The organism is Protaetiibacter sp. SSC-01 (genome assembly GCF_014483895.1).
Classification (GTDB): domain Bacteria; phylum Actinomycetota; class Actinomycetes; order Actinomycetales; family Microbacteriaceae; genus Homoserinibacter.
This window is the reverse complement of record NZ_CP059987.1, coordinates 1665092-1682788: the sequence shown is the minus strand read 5'-3', so window position 1 is coordinate 1682788 and position 17697 is coordinate 1665092. Positions and strand designations below refer to the sequence as shown.

The following is a 17697-nucleotide window of genomic DNA, read 5'->3' as shown; positions in this document are numbered from 1 at the left end:
ATGGACAAGCAGCGAGACTTCGTTCTGCGCACGATCGAGGAGCGCGGCGTGAAGTTCGTGCGACTGTGGTTCACCGACGTGGTGGGCACTCTCAAGTCGGTCGCTCTCGCCCCCGCCGAGGTGGAGGGCGCGTTCTCGGAGGGCGTCGGGATCGACGGCTCCGCGATCGAGGGCCTCACGCGCGCCTACGAGGCGGACGTGCTCGCGCATCCGGACCCCACGACGTTCCAGATCCTGCCGTGGCGCGGCGAGGTCGACCCGACCGCGCGCATGTTCTGCGACATCACGACGCCCGACGGGCAGCCGGCCGTCGCCGACCCGCGCAACGTGCTCAAGCGCGCCCTCGCGAAGGCCGCCGATCGCGGCTTCACGTTCTACACGCACCCGGAGATCGAGTTCTACCTGCTCAAGTCGAGCAAGCTGAAGAACGGGCGCCCCGTGCCCGTCGACTCGGCGGGCTACTTCGACAACGTGCCCGGCGGCACCGCGCACGACTTCCGTCGCCGCAGCGTGCGGATGCTCGAGGACCTGGGCATCTCGGTCGAGTTCAGCCATCACGAGGCGGGCCCCGGCCAGAACGAGATCGACCTCCGTTACGCCGACGCCCTCACGACGGCCGACAACATCATGACGTTCCGCACGGTCGTCAAGGAGGTCGCGATCGAGCAGGGCGTCTACGCGACGTTCATGCCCAAGCCGTTCTCCGAGCACCCCGGTTCGGGCATGCACACGCACGTCTCCCTTTTCGAGGGCGACACGAACGCGTTCTTCGACCCGAGCGGTCAGTACCAGCTGTCGAAGATCGGCCGGCAGTTCGTCGCAGGCCTCCTGCAGCACGCGCCCGAGATCACGGCCGTCACGAACCAGTTCGTCAACTCCTACAAGCGTCTGTGGGGCGGCGACGAGGCGCCCAGCTACGTCACGTGGGGCCACAACAACCGCTCCGCGCTCGTGCGTGTGCCCCTCTACAAGCCCGGCAAGGGCCAGAGCGCGCGCGTCGAGTACCGCGGCATCGATTCGGCGGCGAACCCCTACCTCGCGTTCTCGCTCATGCTCGCGGCGGGCCTCAAGGGCATCGAGGAGGGCTACGAGCTGCCGCCCGAGGCCGACTCCGACGTGTTCAACATGTCGGGCGCCGAACGCCGCGCCCTCGGTTACCAGGCGCTCCCGTCGAGCCTCGACCGTGCCCTGCGCCTCATGGAGGAGTCGGAGCTCGTGGCCGAGACGCTCGGTGAGCAGGTCTTCAACTACGTGCTGCTCAACAAGCGCCGGGAGTGGTCGGGTTACCGGTCGCAGGTCACGCCGTTCGAGCTGGAAGCGAACCTGGAGGCGCTCTGACCCGCAGAGCGGTGACCCTCACCGAGCTCGCACGGCTCGGGTTCGCGGATCTCGGGGGCGCCGCAGCCGTGCTCCGCGGGGTCCCCGACGACGTCGTCCCCGCGTTCTCGGCGGCCGCCGATCCCGATCAGGCGCTGCGTGATCTGCTCGCCCTGCGCGAGAAGGATCCGGCGGCGACGGATGCCGTGCTCGCCGACGCGGATGCCGCACGCCGCCTCGTGGAGGTGCTCGGCGCATCCGAGGGCCTCGCCGCATTCCTCGTGCGGCATCCGGCCGAGCTCGCGGTGCTCTCCGAGCCGTACTCGGCGCCCCCCGCCGTCTCGCACTACCGTGCGGTGCTGGCCGCGGCCGTCGACGGTCTCGCGGGGGAGGGCGCCCGAAACGCCCTGCGCGTCGCTTACCGCCGCGAGCTCACGCGCCTCGCCGCGTGGGACCTCGATCAGGCCGAGCCCATCGAGGTCGTGCCGCGCGTCGCCGCGGCCCTCGCGGACCTCGCGGCGGCGGCGCTCGACGCCGCGCTCCTCGTCGCGCGCGCCGACTCCCGCTTCCCGGCCGAGGAGGTCGCGGCGACACGGCTCGCGATCATCGGCATGGGCAAGGCGGGCGCGCGCGAGCTCAACTACCTGAGCGACGTCGACGTCATCTTCGTCGCGTGCGGCGACGGCGTGACCGACGCACGTGCGATCGAGATCGCGACGCGCCTCGCGGTCGACACGATGCACGCCATCCACGAGCTCGCGCTCGAGCCGCCGCTGTGGGAGGTCGACGCGAACCTCCGACCCGAGGGCAAGGACGGCGCGCTCGTGCGCAGCCTCGAGTCGCACCTCGCGTACTACGACCGCTGGGCGAAGGACTGGGAGTTCCAGGCGCTGCTCAAGGCGCGCGCGATGGCCGGTGACCTCGAGCTCGGCGAGCAGTTCGTGGCGGGTGTCGCCCCGAAGGTGTGGTCGGCGTCGTCGCGCGAGGGCTTCGTCGAGTCGGTGCAGCGGATGCGGGAGCGCGTGCTGCAGAACATCCCGCGCGACGAGGTCGACGTGCAGCTCAAGCTCGGCCCCGGGGGCCTGCGGGACGTCGAGTTCACGATCCAGCTGCTGCAGCTCGTGCACGGGCAGGCCGACCCCGAGATCCGTCAGCGCTCCACGCTCGACGCCCTCGCGGCCCTCGCCGAGCGCGGCTACATCGGCCGCGTCGAGGCCGCCGAGTTCGCGCGTGACTACCGCTTCCTCCGGCTCATCGAGCATCGACTCCAGCTCGCCCGTCTGCGCCGCACGCATCTCATGCCGCGCGGGGAATCCGAGCAGCGCGCGATCGCACGCGGCTCGCGCATCGCGACCACGGCATCCGGGCTCGTCGAGGCATGGCGCGAGGTGCAGCAGCAGGTGCGCGGCCTCCACGAGCGCCTCTTCTACCGACCGCTGCTGTCCGCCGTCGCGGCGCTGCCCGACGACGGCTATGCGCTCACGAGCGAGCAGGCCGAGGCGCGTCTCGCGGCGATCGGGTTCCAGGACCCGCGGGGCGCCCTGCACCACATCGCGGCCCTCACAGGCGGTGTCTCACGCCGTGCCGCGATCCAGCGCACCCTCCTTCCCGTCATGCTGCAGTGGTTCGCAGAGGGCGCCGACCCGGACTACGGCCTCCTGGCGTTCCGCCGGCTCTCCGACGACCTCGGCGAGGCGTACTGGTTCCTGCGGATGCTGCGCGACTCCTCGGGTGCGGCGCAGCGGCTCACGCACGTGCTCGCGAGCTCGCGCTACGTCGGCGGGCTCTTCGAGCGCATCCCCGAAGCCGCCGCGTGGCTCGAGAACGACGCCGAGCTGACCCCTCGCACGCTCGAGGAGCTGCTCGAGGAGGCGGATGCGACGATCGCCCGCTACGCCGACGAGGTCGACGCGGCCGCGAAGGCGCTGCGCACGGCGCGGCGGCGCGAGGTGCTGCGGCTCTCGCTCGCGGCGATCGTGGGACTCATCCGTATCGAGGAGCTCGGCCAGGCGCTCTCCGACGTCACGACGGCGATCCTCACGGGGGCGCTGCGGCTCGCGCACCACTGGGGTGACGAGGTCGAGTTCGGCATCATCGCGATGGGGCGTTACGGGGGAGCGGAGCTCGGCTTCGGCAGCGACGCCGACCTCATGTACGTCTACCGCCCGGCCGGATGCGAGCCCGAGGTGGCGCAGAAGCGCGCCGAGCAGATCGTGCACGAGATCAAGCGCCTCACCGAGGACCTGCGGCTCCCGCTCGAACTCGACCTCGGCCTGCGCCCCGAGGGCAAGAACGGCGTCATCGTGCGCTCGCTCGACAGCTACCGCGCCTACTACGACCGTTGGTCGCTCACGTGGGAGGCCCAGGCGCTTCTGCGCGCCCGGGGCGTCGCCGGGGATGCGAAGCTCCTCGCCGACTTCGAGGAGATGGCCGACGCGGTGCGCTACCCGGCCGATATCACGCAGGACGCCGTCCGCGAGGTGAAGCGCATCAAGGCGCGCGTCGAGTCCGAGCGCCTCCCGCAGGGCGCCGACCCCGCGCGCCACCTCAAGCTCGGCCGGGGTTCCCTCTCGGATGTCGAGTGGCTCGTGCAGCTGCTGCAGCTCGAGCACGCGCATTCCGTGCCGGAGCTGCGCACGCCGTCCACCCTCGTCGCCCTCGCGGCCGCCGTGCGCGCGGGGCTCGTGACGGAGCCCGACGGCGACCGCCTGCGCGCGGCGTGGATCATCGCATCGCGTGCCCGCTCGGCGATGACGCTGTGGACCGCGAAGACCGCCGACGTGCTGCCCCCCGACCGGCGCACCCTCGAGGGCGTCGCGCGGATCATGGAGTACCCGCCGCACTCGGCGACGCAGCTCGAGGAGGACTACCTGCGCACGACGCGTCTCGCGCGGCAGGTGTTCGAGCGGCTCTTCTACGGCTCGCGGCTCTAGCCGACACGCCGACGGCCCGGCGCGACACGCCGAGGCGGGCGAGCCGGAAGATGAGAAGAACGACGCTCGCTCGGCTGTACCCCGATCGGCGTGCCTCGTGCCCGCGGAGACCTCCCAGACGACGCGCGGCCGGTCGCGCGACGTGCGGCGCGGAAGGGCCCTCTGACCGGGCCATCTGCAACGTGGAGGCGCACCCGCCTCGGGCGGTTCACGCACCGCGGGAGCGTGTCGGTCATTCTGCCGACACAGCGAGACGAGCAGCCGTCATCTATGAGAGCGCGCTCATCCGCCTCGTCCATGACCCTCTTGCGGGGGCCATGAGAGCGCGCTCAGAATCGAGCCACGAACTGACAGGACATGGTCCCCAGAGTCGCGGATCCCCGTAAGGCCCCCCGTGGGCCGAGCGGGCGGACGACGAGAGAGGGGATCGGATGTTCATCTTCCTGCTGCAGTTGCGCCACATGACGGAGGGGCATCCCGAGCTCTACCTGTTCGCCGTGTACTCGGCGCTCATCTGGGGGCTCTGGGTTCTCAAGGTCGTGCTCTCGTCGCGTTACCGCCCCTTCACGGGCGAGTTCCACGGCACGGCGAGCGTCGTCGTCCCGGTCGTCGACGAGCCGGTCGACCTCTTCCGTGACGTGATCGGGCGGATGGTCGAGCAGCGGCCTCACGAGATCATCGTCGTCATCAACGGCGCCCCCAACCACGCGCTCGTCGAGGTGTGCGAGGAGTTCGCGCCGCTCGTGCGCTGGGTGCACACGCCCATTCCCGGCAAGCGGAACGCCGTCCGGATCGGCACCGAGCTCTCGTCGGGCGACATCACGGTGCTCGTCGACTCCGACACGGTGTGGACGGAGGGCACGCTCGCGGAGCTCGTGAAGCCCTTCGCCGACGAGACGGTCGGCGGTGTCACGACGCGCCAGCGCATCCTCGAGCCCACGCGCAGCTGGATCACCCGCTGGGCCGACTGGCTCGAGAACTCGCGAGCGCTCTACTCGATGCCCGCGCAGAGCGTGCTCGGCCAGGTGGGCTGCCTCCCGGGACGCACGATCGCGTTCCGCCGCTCGATCCTCATGCGGGTCATGCACGACTTCATGACGCAGCGGTTCCTCGGCGTCTTCCTCGAGGTGTCCGACGACCGCACCCTCACCAACCTGACGCTCAAGGCGGGCTACCGCACCGTGTACCAGTACACGAGCCTCGTGTACACGGATGCGCCGCTCAAGGTGAAGAAGCTCTTCAAGCAGCAGCTGCGCTGGGCGCGGGGGAGCCAGTACAACACGCTCCGGATGCTCCCCTGGATGCTCGGGCACGCGCCCGTGCTCGCGCTCTTCTTCGTCATGGACATCCTGCTGCCCTTCCTGCTGTGGGGCGTCATCGCCGGCTGGACGTATCGCGCGCTCACGGGGCAGGGCTACAACTTCTATGCGGGGTTCCTCGAGCAGTACGGCATCCAGTCGGGCGTCGTGCTCGTGGCCGCGCTCATGATCGTGTCGTCGGTGTTGAGCATGGCCATCCGGCAGCTGCGGCACCTCTCGGAGAAGCCGAGCGACTTCCTGCGACTGCCGGTGTTCATCCTCGTGTCGACGCTGTTCCTGATGCCGATCCGCCTGCTCGGGTTCTTCCGGATGGCGCACGCGAGCGGATGGGGCACACGCGCGGGTGCGTACGCGGGCGGAGATCCCGCGATCGAGCCCGCGCCGGAGCGCGCCGTGCTCCCGCCCGCCGCTCCGAGCCGCGCGACCGCCGTGCTCACGCGCGCGGCCGCCGCCCCCGTGGGGGTCGCATCCATCACGGCGCTCAGCCCGAGCGACCCGTCCGCACGGCCGCGGCGGCGGCGCCGGCTCAACCCGCTCGCCGCCATCCCGTACCTCATCGGGTTCACGATCTTCGCACTGGAGGCGATGCTCCTTGTCTAGCGCCACCGCAGCCCGCACGTGGTGGGCCGACTCCCCGAAGCGCTCGCGCGTCACCGCGGTCGCCGCGGCCGTGCTCGTGCTCACCCTCACCGCCGTGAGCGTCGTCGTCTGGACCTCGCCCGAGATCTCGCCCGTGCAGCAGACGATCCGCGCCGCCGAGGAGGTGCAGAAGGCGAACGCCGCGGCGAAGGAGCGCGAGAACCTGCTCGCCCGGATCGACGCGCTCGAGGCGGAAGTCGCATCCGTCACCGAGGGCAAGATCGACGCCGAGCAGGCCCTCGCGGAGAACGACGGCGCGCTCCAGGCGGCGCTCAAGGAGCTCGCGCTCCTGCGGGATGCGCCCGCGAACCGCAACGGCGTGCCGGCCGCCCCGAAGCCGCAGCCGCCCGCGAAGGCGGCGCCCGCGCCTGTGCAGGTCACGGCGCCGACCCGGGCGGAGCTCGTGGCACCGAACGCGATGTACTACGGCATGTACACGGAGCAGGCGCCGCACAACTGGGCGACGTTCGACGCGACGTCGACGAAGGTCGGCGCGCTGCCGAGCATGGTGGGCTACTTCGGCGGCTGGGACCAGGACTTCCGCCCGGATGCCGTGACACGCGCGTGGTCGCGCGGGATGCTGCCCCTGCTCACGTGGGAGTCGCGGCCCATCGCCGCGCAGAACGACGTCGTCGAGGAGCCCGAGTACTCGCTCCCGCGCATTCTCGACGGGGCCTTCGACGACTACCTCCGCCGCTACGCGCAGTCGATCGCGCAGACGGGACTGCCCCTCGCGATCCGGCTCAACCACGAGATGAACGGCACGTGGTACCCGTGGTCGGAGCGACGGGAGTCGGGCTCCTCGATCAACGGCAACCGCCCGGGCGACTATGCGGCGGTGTGGCGCTACGTGCACGACATCTTCGAGCAGGAGGGTGCGAACGATTTGGTCATCTGGGTGTGGGCGCCCAACCGCATCGACAAGCTCCCCGGCGTGTTGCGTTCGCCCGAGCACCTCGCGAGCCTCTATCCCGGCGACGAGTACGTCGACTGGGTCGGCATGTCCGGCTACTTGAGGCCGCCGTTCCGGAACGGCGAGGACATCTCCTTCGACTCGACGTTCGGCGCGACCCTCGCCCAGCTGCGCGACCTCACCGACAAGCCGATCGTCCTCGCCGAGGTGGGAGCATCCGAGATCGAGGGCCACAAGGCGGAATGGGTGCAGAGCTTCTTCGAGGGGCTCGCCGATCCCGCCAACGACGACATCGTCGGCTTCTCGTGGTTCAGCCTCGCCATCACGACGTACGTGCAGGGCGAGCGCGCCACCAACGACTGGCGCATCGACTCGCGCGCCGACTCGCTCGCGGCATTCCGCGAGGGGCTCGCGGGGCTCGGCGGCCGGATCCAGACGCAGCCGCTCGGCTGACGGCACCGCACACGGGAGGAGAAGCGGATGTTCGGGATGATGAGGGACGACGCCGAGACGTCGGGCGCGCAGGGGGCTGGAGCGCCGCGGCCGCGGGTGAGCGTCATCGGCACGGGCTACCTCGGGGCGACGCACGCCGCGGCGATGGCGGAGCTCGGCTTCGACGTCGTGGGCGTCGACACGGACCCCGCGAAGATCGAGGCGCTCTCGCGCGGCCGGGTGCCGTTCTACGAGCCCGGCCTCGAGGAGCTCATCGCGACGCACCTCGAGTCGGGGCGCCTGCGGTTCACGACAGACCTCGCGGAGGCCGTCGCGATGAGCGACATCCACTTCGTGTGCGTCGGCACCCCGCAGCAGGCGACGAGCCACGCGGCCGACCTGCGTTTCGTCGAGTCGGCGGTCGCCGGAATCGCCCGGGCGCTCAGCCACGACGGGATCGTCGTCGGCAAGTCGACGGTGCCGGTCGGCACCGCCGCGCGTCTGCGCGAGCTGCTCGGCGCGCTCGCGCCCGCCGGGATCGAGGCGGAGCTCATCTGGAACCCCGAGTTCCTGCGCGAGGGCAAGGCGGTCGACGACACGCTGCACCCCGACCGGGTCGTGATCGGCGGGGCGTCGGATGCGGCCGAGACCGCCATGCGCGAGGTGTACGCCGCGCCGATCGCCGAGGGCGCGCCGTTCCTCACGGTCGGTCTCGAGACCGCCGAGCTCGTCAAGGTGAGCGCGAACGCGTTCCTCGCCACCAAGATCTCGTTCATCAATGCGATCGCCGAGCTCTGCACGGCGGCCGACGCCGACGTCAACGCCCTCGCCGACGCGATCGGCCTGGACGGACGGATCGGGCGCCGCTTCCTCGACGCCGGCCTCGGCTTCGGCGGCGGCTGCCTCCCGAAGGACATCCGTGCCCTCATGCACCGCGCCGGCGAGCTCGGAGCGCGCGAGGTCGTCGGCCTCATGCAGAAAGTCGACGAGATCAACATGTCCCAGCGTCAGCGCGTCGTCGACCTCGCGCTGCAGGCGTGCGGGGGATCGGTGCTCAACGCGCGCGTGGGAGTGCTCGGTGCGGCCTTCAAGCCCCTCACCGACGACGTGCGCGACTCGCCGGCCCTCAACGTCGCGGCGGCCCTGCACCTCCGCGGCGCCCAGGTCTCGGTCTTCGACCCGGCTGCGGGGGAGACCGCGCGGCGCACCTTCCCGACCCTGTCGTTCGCGGACGGGATGCGCGACACGCTCCCGGGTGCCGACGTCGTGCTGCTGCTCACCGAGTGGCGCGAGTTCCTCGACGCCGACCCCGTCGAGCTCGGCGCGCTCGTGCGGACACGTACCATCATCGACGCGCGCACCAAGCTCGACGTCGACCGCTGGACCGCCGCCGGCTGGACCGTCATCGGCCTCGGGACGGGCGTGCACGAGCCGCTCCGCGCATCCGTCGCCGCGCTCGCCTGACGCCCGCCGCAACCGCTGCACACGACGGACGGGCCGCCTCCCGAAGGAGACGGCCCGTCCGTTTCGCTGCTGTGCTGTGCAGGGAGCTCAGACCCCGAAGTACAGCTCGTACTCGAAGGGGTGCGGACGCTGCGCGAAGGGGAGGAGCTCCTTCTCGCGCTTGTAGTCGAGCCACGCGTCGATGAGGTCCTTCGTGAACACGCCGCCCTCGAGGAGGTAGTCGTGGTCGGCCTCGAGCGCGTCGAGCGCCTCGCCGAGCGAGCCGGGCAGCTGCGGGATGCCCTTGGCCTCCTCCGGCGGGAGCTCGTAGAGGTCCTTGTCGACGGGCTCGTGCGGCTCGATCTTGTTCTTGATGCCGTCGATGCCCGCCATGAGCTGGGCCGCGAACGCGAGGTACGGGTTGCCGGAGGCGTCGGGCGCGCGGTACTCGATGCGCTTGGCCTTCGGGTTGGTGCCCGTGATCGGGATGCGGATCGAGGCGGAGCGGTTGCCGGCCGAGTAGACCAGGTTGACGGGGGCCTCGAAGCCCGGGATGAGGCGGTGGTAGGAGTTGACCGTCGGGTTCGTGAACGCGGCGAGCGACGCGGCGTGCTTGAGGATGCCGCCGATGTACCAGCGCGCGATGTCCGACAGGCCGCCGTAGCCCTGCTCGTCGTAGAACAGCGGCTTGCCGTCGTTCCACAGCGACTGGTGCGTGTGCATACCCGAACCGTTGTCGCCCATGAGCGGCTTCGGCATGAAGGTCGCCGTCTTGCCCCACTCGAGCGCCGTGTTCTTGACGATGTACTTGAACTTCAGGATGTCGTCACCGGCGTGGACCATGGTGTCGAACTTGTAGTTGATCTCGCCCTGGCCGGCGGTGCCGACCTCGTGGTGGGCGCGCTCGACCTCGAGCCCGACCTCCTGGAGCTTCAGGACGATGTCGTCGCGCAGGTCGGCGTGCTGGTCGACCGGCGTGACGGGGAAGTAGCCGCCCTTGTAGGGGGTCTTGTTGGCGAGGTTGCCACCCTCCTCGGCGCGACCCGAGTTCCACGCGGCCTCCGACGAGTCGACCTCGTAGTACGACTTGTTCTGCTTCACCTCGTAGCGCACGTCGTCGAAGATGTAGAACTCGGCCTCGGGCGCGAAGTACGCCGTGTCGGCGATGCCCGTCGACGCGAGGTACTTCTCCGCCTTCTTCGCGACCTGGCGCGGGTCGCGACCGTAGATCTCGCCGTTGCGCGGGTTGTAGATGTCGAAGACGATGACGAGCGTGCGCTCGGTGCGGAACGGGTCGACGTACGCCGTCGAGATGTCCGGGATGAGCTGGAGGTCGGACTCGTGGATCGACTGGAAGCCGCGGATCGACGAGCCGTCGAAGAGCTGGCCCACGGTGAAGAAGTCCTCATCCACCGTCGCGGCGGGGATGTTGAAGTGCTGCTGCACACCGGGAAGGTCGGTGAAGCGGATGTCGATGAACTTGACATCCGTGTCCTTGATGAACTTCAGCACCTCGGAGGAGTCGCTGAACAGAGGCTTGGACATAGGGGATTACTCCAAGGGCGTGGAACGGGTCGGCTACGGGTGCAGCCACGTGAGAGGGTATGTGCGCGGCATTTCCCGACCATGACCGCATTGTTTCGGGCGTGTTACACACCGGACCCTAGAGTTGGAGCGTGAGCTCCCCATCCGCCCAGCCCGTCGAGAACCGCTGGCCGGGGGAGCGTCTCGGGCTCCCCGAGCACGGCCCGCGCTCGATCGGGCGTCTCGGCCGGCGGGTCGTCGCGATCCTCATCGACTGGGGCATCGCCTACCTGCTCTCATGGGCGTTCTTCCGCTCGCCGGAGATCGGCGCCGACCCCTTCATCACGCTCGGCATCTTCGCCGCCCTGCAGTTCGTGTTCCTGCTCGTGGCCAACGGCAGCCTCGGGCACCTCATCGTGCGTCTTCGCGTCGTGCCGCTGGTGGGCGGCTACCTCGGCCTCTGGCGGCCGCTCGTGCGCACGCTCCTGCTGTGCCTCGCGATCCCCGCCCTCATCTGGGATCGCGACCAGCGAGGCTTCCACGACAAGGCCGCAGGCACCGTCCTCGTGCGCGTCTGAGCGCCCTGTACCCCGAAATTTGTCGTAGGGGACAAAACGCGCCAGACTGAGCGCAGAACGAGGCGTACCCGACGTCTCACCACGCGAAAGCGGATGGCGAGGTACGGGTATGACCACCGTCGGTCACAGTTGGCACGGCACAGCGTCGGCGCCACGGCATCTGCTGCGGACGCCGCCCGCGCGCCGGCAGCGCACGGTCTCGGCGGGCGTCGCCGCACGCGGCGCCCTCTTCGCCGCCGCGACGCTCGTGGCCGTCTCCGTCGTGAGCCCCGCAGCCGCCCCGGCCGACGCATCCGCCACGGCGGGCACGCGGGCCGCGCGCACCGCCGCCGTGGCCGAGTCCGCTCGTGCCGTGCTCGTCGAGCGGGCGGGCGCACTCGAGGCGGAGCTCGCGGATGCCGCGGCCGCTCACGAGGCGGCGGACGGCCGCGTGCTCGACGACGCGGTGCGCGTCGCGCTCACGAGCGAGATCGAGCTCGCCCACCAGGCCCTCGTCGACGCACGATCGCTGCTCGTGTGGCCCGAGGAGTCGCTGCGCGCCGGGCTCACCGAGGCCGCGCTGCTGCTCGTCGAGGAGGGCGAGGCCGCCCTCGTGGCCGCGCAGGAGGAGCTCGCCACGGCGGTGGCAGCCTGGGAGGCCGAGCAGGCCCGCATCGCCGCTGAGGAGGCCGCCCGTGCGGCCGCTGCCGCGGCCGCGGCAGCACCTCACGCACGCTGGGTCGGGGCCTCCCGCGGTGCCGCGCCGGCATCCGTCGCGGGGGGCGTCGCGCACGTCGAGGGCATCTGGACGTCCGGAGGTCAGGGCCAGATCGACGCGTGCCGCGGCTCCGTCAACGTGCCGCAGATCGCCGGATACCTCGGGGGCGCCTTCTACGCCGCCGAGCACTGGGGCTGCGGCGGGAGCGCCTGGGGGCGCATCGGAGCGGGCTCGCTCGTCGAGTTCTCCGGCTACGGCACCTACCGCGTCGCGGGCGTCGTCAGCGGGCTCGTGTACGGCGCCGACGCATCCGCGATCCCGCGCGGCTACGCGGGCTACTACCAGACCTGCATCGGCGGCAGCGGTTCCAACATGGCCGTGTGGCTGCTCGAGCGCGCCTGACCCGGCGCGAGCGTCAGATCAACGCGGGCGCGGAGCCCGCATGCGCATCGGGTCGATGCCGCCGGGGATCTTGAAGCCCTTGACCTTGGCGACCGACGTGAGGCGCTTGTCGACCTGGATGACCTCGGCCTTCGTGAGCTTGCGCGGGAGCTTGTTGAGGCTCGAGGCGATCTTGTGCAGCGGCACCGCGTCGGCATCCGGGCCCGCGAAGAAGAGGTGCACGGGCACGTTCGGCAGCAGGCGGGCCACGTTGGCGCGCTCCTTGTCGACCATCGGCTGAGTGCGCGAGCGCGGGCCCTCGCCGATGAGCACGACACCGGCGCGGCCCACCGCGCGGTACACGGCGTCGCGGGTCTTCGGGCTGAACGCGATGGGCTCCTCGCTGCCGATCCACGAGCGACGCAGGCCGTTCTTGAGCACCGCGCCGACGGCACCCGGCTGACCGGCGATCTGCGAGTACGCGGCGCGCTCGGCGCGGCGACCGAGCACGAGGAGCGCGAGCAGCATGCCCGCGAGCACGCCCGTGATGATCGTGAGCACGATGCCGAGCCAGTTGTCGCCGAAGAACACCACCGACAGCACGATCGTGACGGCGATGGGCGCGATGAAGGCGAGGATGAGGAGCCAGGTGATGGCCGGGTCGTACCGGCGGGTCATCTGGAAGACCTGCCACATCTGCTTGAGGCGGCCGGGTTCCTTCTCGGGGGTGCTGCGTGCCATGCCTTCCAGCCTAGGGCGTGCTACGACACCGCCTGCGCGAAAGCCGCTTCGCTCTCGGCGAGATGCCGCAGGGTCTCGGGGATGTCGCGCCCCTTCGCGAGCATCGATCGCGCCCACAGCCGACCCGCGCGGTAGCTCGACCGCACGAGAGGGCCGGCGAGCACGCCCAGGAAGCCGAGCTCCTCGGCCTCCTCCTTGAGCTCCACGAACTCCTCGGGCCGCACCCACCGCGCCACGGGCAGGTGCCGCGGCGACGGCCGCAGGTACTGCGTGAGCGTGATGATGTCGCATCCCGCGTCGCGCAGGTCCCGCAGCGCCTGGCTGACCTCCTCGCGCTCCTCGCCCATGCCGAGGATGAGGTTCGACTTCGTGATGAGTCCGGCATCCCGCGCCATCGTCAGCACGCCGAGCGAGCGCTCGTAACGGAAGGCCGGACGGATGCGCTTGAAGATCCGCGGGACCGTCTCGACGTTGTGCGCGAACACCTCCGGGCGGCTCTCGAAGACCTCGGCGAGCAGCTCGGGGTTGCCCGAGAAGTCGGTCGCGAGGATCTCGACTCCCGTGCCGGGGTTCGCGGTGTGGATCGCGCGCACGGTCTCGGCGTGCAGCCACGCGCCCTCGTCGGGCAGGTCGTCGCGCGCGACGCCCGTGACGGTCGCGTAGCGCAGGCCCATCCGCTGCACCGACTCGGCGACGCGTCGCGGCTCGTCGGTGTCGTACTGCGCGGGCTTGCCGGTGTCGATCTGGCAGAAGTCGCAGCGTCGCGTGCACTGGCTGCCACCGATGAGGAACGTGGCCTCGCGATCCTCCCAGCACTCGTAGATGTTGGGGCAGCCGGCCTCCTGGCACACGGTGTGCAGCTCCTCCGACTTCACGAGGGAGTGCAGCGCCGTGTACTCCGGGCCCATCTTGGCGCGCGTCTTGATCCACTCGGGCTTGCGCTCGATGGGCGTCTGGGCGTTGCGTACCTCGAGGCGCAGGAGCTTGCGGCCTCCGGGCTCGGCGCTCATGCGAGCACCCCCGCGCGAGCCGGGAGCAGGCTGCCCGCGAGGGCGTCCTCGAAGCGACGGACGACATCCGGCACGACATCGGACGGGGTGACGAGGCGGCCGAGCTCGCGGCTCATCGTCGTGACCCCCGCGTCGCGGATGCCGCACGCCACGATCCGGGCGTAGGGCTCGAGGTCGTTGCTGCAGTTGAGCGCGAAGCCGTGCATCGTGACGCCGTCGGCGACGCGGATGCCGATGGCCGCGATCTTGTCGGCCGGCCGTCCCGGCCGCTCGATCCAGACGCCGCTGCGCCCCTCGACGCGCGTGCCGTGGATGCCGTGGTCGGCGAGCACGCCGATCAGCAGCCCCTCGAGACGACGCACGTAGGCGACGACGTCCACGGGGTCGGCGAGCCGCACGATCGGGTAGCCGACGAGCTGCCCGGGTCCGTGCCAGGTGATCTTGCCGCCCCGGTCGACGTCGACGACGGGGGTGCCGTCATCGGGCCGTTCGTCGGGTGCTGTGCGCTTCCCCGCGGTGTAGACGGAGGGGTGCTCGAGGAGGAGCACGGTATCGGGCGCCCGGCCGGTCGCGACGTCGGCGTGCAGGGCACGTTGACGCTCGAGGGCCGTCGAATACGACACGGAGTTGGCGCTTAGCCCCGCGTCGACGTAGTCGACCACGTGTCCACTCTATGCGGAGTCGGGTCGTCCACATCGGATGACGGCGAGGTATTGCACGATCGGCTGTCGCTCGGGGACCCCGCGGAGGGTGGCGGAGCGAGGATCTCCGGGTGACGACGTTCCGTGAGCGCCCCGGCATCCGCGTCGTGCGGGTGCTCGAACGCGACGCCCACACGGAGGCGCTGCTCGTGCGCCTGGGGCTGCGGGAGCCGCATCCGGCGGTGCTGCTGCGGGCTCTCGACGACGTGGGGGCGCGGATGCGGCGGCGGGAGCTCGCGGCCCTCGACCGCGCGCGCGGCGACGGCGTCATCCGCGTGCTCGACGTCGTCGGCGACGACACGGCACCCGCGGCCCTCGTCGAACGCCTCGCGGGGCCGAGGCTCGCCGCGGTCGTCGCCGACCGGCAGGTCTGGCGCGCGGGCGAGGCGGTGACCGTGCTCGCGCCGCTCGCGGACGCGATCGGGAGGCTTCACGACGCGGGCGTCGCGCACGGCGCGGTCTCAGCCGCTCGACTGGTGCTGAGCGACAGGGGACCCGTGCTCGACGGGCTCCTGCACGCCGAGCTCTTCGCGCCTGGCTCGCCCGAGGTCGTCCGCGAGAGGCTGCCGGGCGTCGCCGCCGATCGCGAGGCCGTGCGGGAGCTCGCAGCGCTGCTCCTCGCACGTGTCGACGGGCCGCGCTCGGCCGCCGCGCGGGAGCTCGGTGCGCTGGTCGGCGCAGCATCCGGGGCCCGAGTGCTCGAGGAGTTGGCTCAGGGGCTCTCGGAGCTCGCCGCGGCGACACCGTTGGGGATCGCGAAGCGGGAGGGACCTGCGCCGCGAGAGGACGCCGCGCCGCGCCTCGTGCCTGTCGTTCGAGAGCCGGCCCGTATCGACGACCGTCCCGACACCCCCGTGCGATTCGCTCTCGGAGCTCGCGTGCCCGCCCTCGTGGCCGGCGTGCGTGCACGGCTCGACGCGCTGCCCGCGGCGCGCCGCCGACTCGCCGTCGGCGGGGGCGCGGCGCTGGCCGTCGCATCCGTGATGCTCGCCGTGCTGCCGTCCGGGAGCGACGGGCGGGCGGATGCCGGCCCCGAGCCGCTCGCGCAGACGCAGCGAGCCGCGCCCGAGACGCAGCCCACGGCCGACGCGCAGCGGACGGCCGAGCCGGAGTCCGCCGCCGATGCCGGCTCCGCGGCGATCGCCGGCGACGATCCGCTCGCCGCTGCGGTCGCGCTCCTGGACCGCCGCGAGCGGTGCCTCGCGGAGCTGTCCTTCCTCTGCCTCGAGGAGGTCGATCAGGCGGGCTCGGCGGCACTCGCGGACGATCGTCGTGCGGTCACGGCGCTGCGCGAGGGGCGAGAGGCCGAGCCCTCCGGGGTCGAACCCGTCGACGCGCAGCTGGTCGAGCGACTCGGCGACAGCGCGCTCGTGCGCGTGGGTCCGGAGACGGCTCCGGCCTCGCTCCTGCTGGTGAGGAGCGAGGCCGGGTGGCGGATCCGCGACTGGGTCGCGGTCGCCTAGATGCCGAGCGAGGAGCGGAAGTCGCCGGCCTCGAGACGCGCCTTGACGGCGGCGAGGAAGCGGGCGGCGTCCGCACCGTCGATGATGCGGTGGTCGTACGAGAGCGCGAGGTACACGGTCGACCGGATCGCGATGGCGTCCGATCCGCCGTCGCTCACGACGACGGGCTTCTTCGTGACGACACCGGTGCCGAGGATCGCGGACTGCGGCAGGAACACGACGGGGGTGTCGAACAGCGCGCCACGCGAACCGGTGTTGGTCAGCGTGAACGTGCCGCCGGCGAGCTCGTCGGGCTTCAGCTTGTTGTCGCGCGTGCGCTCCGCGAGGTCGGCGATCTCCTTCGCGAGGCCCGCGATGTCGAGGTCGCCCGCGTTGCGGATGACCGGCGTGAGCAGGCCGCGCTCCGTGTCGACCGCGATCGAGACGTTCTCGGTCTCCGGGTAGACGATGTTGTCGCCGTCGACCGTCGCGTTGATGATCGGGTAGGCGCGCAGCGCCTCCGCGGCCGCGAGGGCGAAGAACGGCATGAAGGAGAGCTTCGTGCCGGTCTTCTCCTGGAACGCGGCCTTGACCTCGTCGCGGAGCTGGGCGATCTTCGTGACGTCGGCCTCGACCACCGTCGTGAGCTGCGCGGTCGAGTTCATCGACACGACGGCGCGCTCGGCGACGACCTTGCGCAGGCGCGACATCGGCACGGTCGTGCCGCGCAGCGGCGAGACCTCGGCGGCGGCCGGAGCAGCGGCAGCGGCGGGCTGCGCCGGAGCGGCCTCGGCGGGAGCCTCGGTCGCCACGGCCGCGAGCACGTCCTGCTTGCGGATGCGACCGCCCACACCGGTGCCGGTGACGCTGTCGAGCTCGACGCCCTTCTCGTTCGCGAGCTTGCGCACGATCGGGGTCACGTAGCCGGCGTGCGACGCGGATGCCGCGGGAGCCTCGGCGGCCGGAGCCGCAGGGGCCTCGGCGGCGGGGGCTTCGGCGGCGGGCGCCTCGGGAGCCGAGGCCTCCGGAGCCGGTGCGGCGGGCGCCTCGGCCGCGGGCTGCTCGGCGCCCACGGGCTGCTCGGCGGACGGGGTGTCGACGGGGGCCTCCGCAGCGGGGGCCTCCGTCGCGGGAGCGGGCGTCGGCGCGGGCACGGCGGCCGGAGCCTCTGCGGCGGGCGCCTCGGCGGGGGCCTCGACGGCCGCGTCCGGCGAGCCGTAGCCACCCGACGCGGGAGCCGGAGCGGCTTCAGGGGCCGGAGCCGCCTCGGGAGCCGGAGTCGCGGCAGGAGCCTCAGCGGCAGGAGCCTCGGCGGCAGGCGCCTCAGCAGCAGGGGCCTCGGCGGCAGGCGCCTCGGCGGCCGGGGCCGCCTCGCCGCCACCCGAGCCGTCGCCGATGCGCACGAGCGGCGCTCCGACCTCGACGGTCTCGTCCTCGGCCACGAGGATCTCCTCGATGACGCCGGCGACGGGGGAGGGGATCTCGGTGTCGACCTTGTCGGTCGAGACTTCGAGCAGAGGTTCGTCGACCTCCACGCGGTCGCCGACCTTCTTCAGCCAGCGGGTCACCGTACCTTCCGTGACACTCTCTCCGAGCGCCGGGAGGCTGACGGATTCGCTCATCGGTG

General features: G+C 71.6%; 13 protein-coding genes. 8 read left to right on the top strand and 5 right to left on the bottom strand.

Annotation, left to right across the window (positions count from 1 at the left end; translation table 11 throughout):
• From H4J02_RS07930 to H4J02_RS07910, 5 genes are all read left to right on the top strand, one after another.
• Positions 1-1338 (top strand): glutamine synthetase family protein, encoded by a 1338-nt coding sequence (locus H4J02_RS07930; RefSeq protein WP_187674098.1) that lies wholly within the window; start codon positions 1-3, stop codon positions 1336-1338.
• On the top strand, positions 1335-4250 hold the full coding sequence (locus H4J02_RS07925) for a bifunctional [glutamine synthetase] adenylyltransferase/[glutamine synthetase]-adenylyl-L-tyrosine phosphorylase (RefSeq protein ID WP_187676487.1): 2916 nt from the start codon (positions 1335-1337) through the stop codon (positions 4248-4250). Before H4J02_RS07930 ends, H4J02_RS07925 begins: the two co-directional genes overlap by 4 nt.
• Positions 4251-4681: 431 nt before the next feature.
• Positions 4682-6169 (top strand): glycosyltransferase, encoded by a 1488-nt coding sequence (locus H4J02_RS07920; protein WP_187674097.1) that lies wholly within the window; start codon positions 4682-4684, stop codon positions 6167-6169.
• Positions 6162-7574 carry a glycoside hydrolase family 26 protein gene (locus H4J02_RS07915; protein WP_187674096.1) on the top strand — a complete coding sequence of 471 codons (1413 nt, stop codon included), beginning with the start codon at positions 6162-6164 and terminating at the stop codon, positions 7572-7574. The genes H4J02_RS07920 and H4J02_RS07915 overlap by 8 nt, the downstream gene beginning before the upstream one ends.
• 36 nt (positions 7575-7610) lie before the next feature.
• A complete protein-coding gene (locus H4J02_RS07910) occupies positions 7611-9017 on the top strand; it encodes a UDP-glucose/GDP-mannose dehydrogenase family protein (protein WP_262405983.1) in 1407 nt (468 codons plus the stop codon).
• A gap of 87 nt (positions 9018-9104) precedes the next feature.
• On the opposite strand, the gene glnA is transcribed toward H4J02_RS07910, so the two are convergent.
• A complete protein-coding gene (glnA, locus tag H4J02_RS07905) occupies positions 9105-10529 on the bottom strand; it encodes a type I glutamate--ammonia ligase (RefSeq protein ID WP_187676485.1) in 1425 nt (474 codons plus the stop codon).
• A gap of 143 nt (positions 10530-10672) precedes the next feature.
• Between glnA and H4J02_RS07900 the strand changes: the two genes are divergently transcribed.
• Together H4J02_RS07900 and H4J02_RS07895 are read left to right on the top strand one after the other, a co-directional pair.
• Positions 10673-11098, top strand: coding sequence for an RDD family protein (locus tag H4J02_RS07900; RefSeq protein WP_187674095.1), 426 nt, complete (start codon positions 10673-10675; stop codon positions 11096-11098).
• Positions 11099-11207: 109 nt separating this feature from the next.
• A complete protein-coding gene (locus tag H4J02_RS07895; RefSeq protein ID WP_187674094.1) occupies positions 11208-12197 on the top strand; it encodes a hypothetical protein in 990 nt (329 codons plus the stop codon).
• 18 nt (positions 12198-12215) lie between these two features.
• On the opposite strand, the gene H4J02_RS07890 is transcribed toward H4J02_RS07895, so the two are convergent.
• Genes H4J02_RS07890 through lipB form a run of 3 tightly spaced genes read right to left on the bottom strand, consistent with a single transcriptional unit; the run spans position 12216 to position 14589 of the window.
• Positions 12216-12917, bottom strand: coding sequence for a DUF4191 domain-containing protein (locus H4J02_RS07890; RefSeq protein WP_187674093.1), 702 nt, complete (start codon positions 12915-12917; stop codon positions 12216-12218).
• Positions 12918-12937: 20 nt separating this feature from the next.
• Positions 12938-13927 (bottom strand): lipoyl synthase, encoded by a 990-nt coding sequence (gene lipA / locus H4J02_RS07885; RefSeq protein WP_187674092.1) that lies wholly within the window; start codon positions 13925-13927, stop codon positions 12938-12940.
• On the bottom strand, positions 13924-14589 hold the full coding sequence (gene lipB, locus H4J02_RS07880; RefSeq protein WP_187674091.1) for a lipoyl(octanoyl) transferase LipB: 666 nt from the start codon (positions 14587-14589) through the stop codon (positions 13924-13926). The genes lipA and lipB overlap by 4 nt, the downstream gene beginning before the upstream one ends.
• Positions 14590-14699: 110 nt before the next feature.
• Between lipB and H4J02_RS07875 the strand changes: the two genes are divergently transcribed.
• Positions 14700-16091: a hypothetical protein gene (locus H4J02_RS07875; protein ID WP_187674090.1), complete on the top strand. Its 1392-nt coding sequence runs from the start codon at positions 14700-14702 to the stop codon at positions 16089-16091.
• Here H4J02_RS07875 and sucB read toward each other — a convergent pair.
• Positions 16088-17692 (bottom strand): 2-oxoglutarate dehydrogenase, E2 component, dihydrolipoamide succinyltransferase, encoded by a 1605-nt coding sequence (gene sucB, locus H4J02_RS07870; RefSeq protein WP_187674089.1) that lies wholly within the window; start codon positions 17690-17692, stop codon positions 16088-16090. The two genes, H4J02_RS07875 and sucB, sit on opposite strands and share 4 nt — an antisense overlap.
• Positions 17693-17697: the final 5 nt, after the last annotated feature.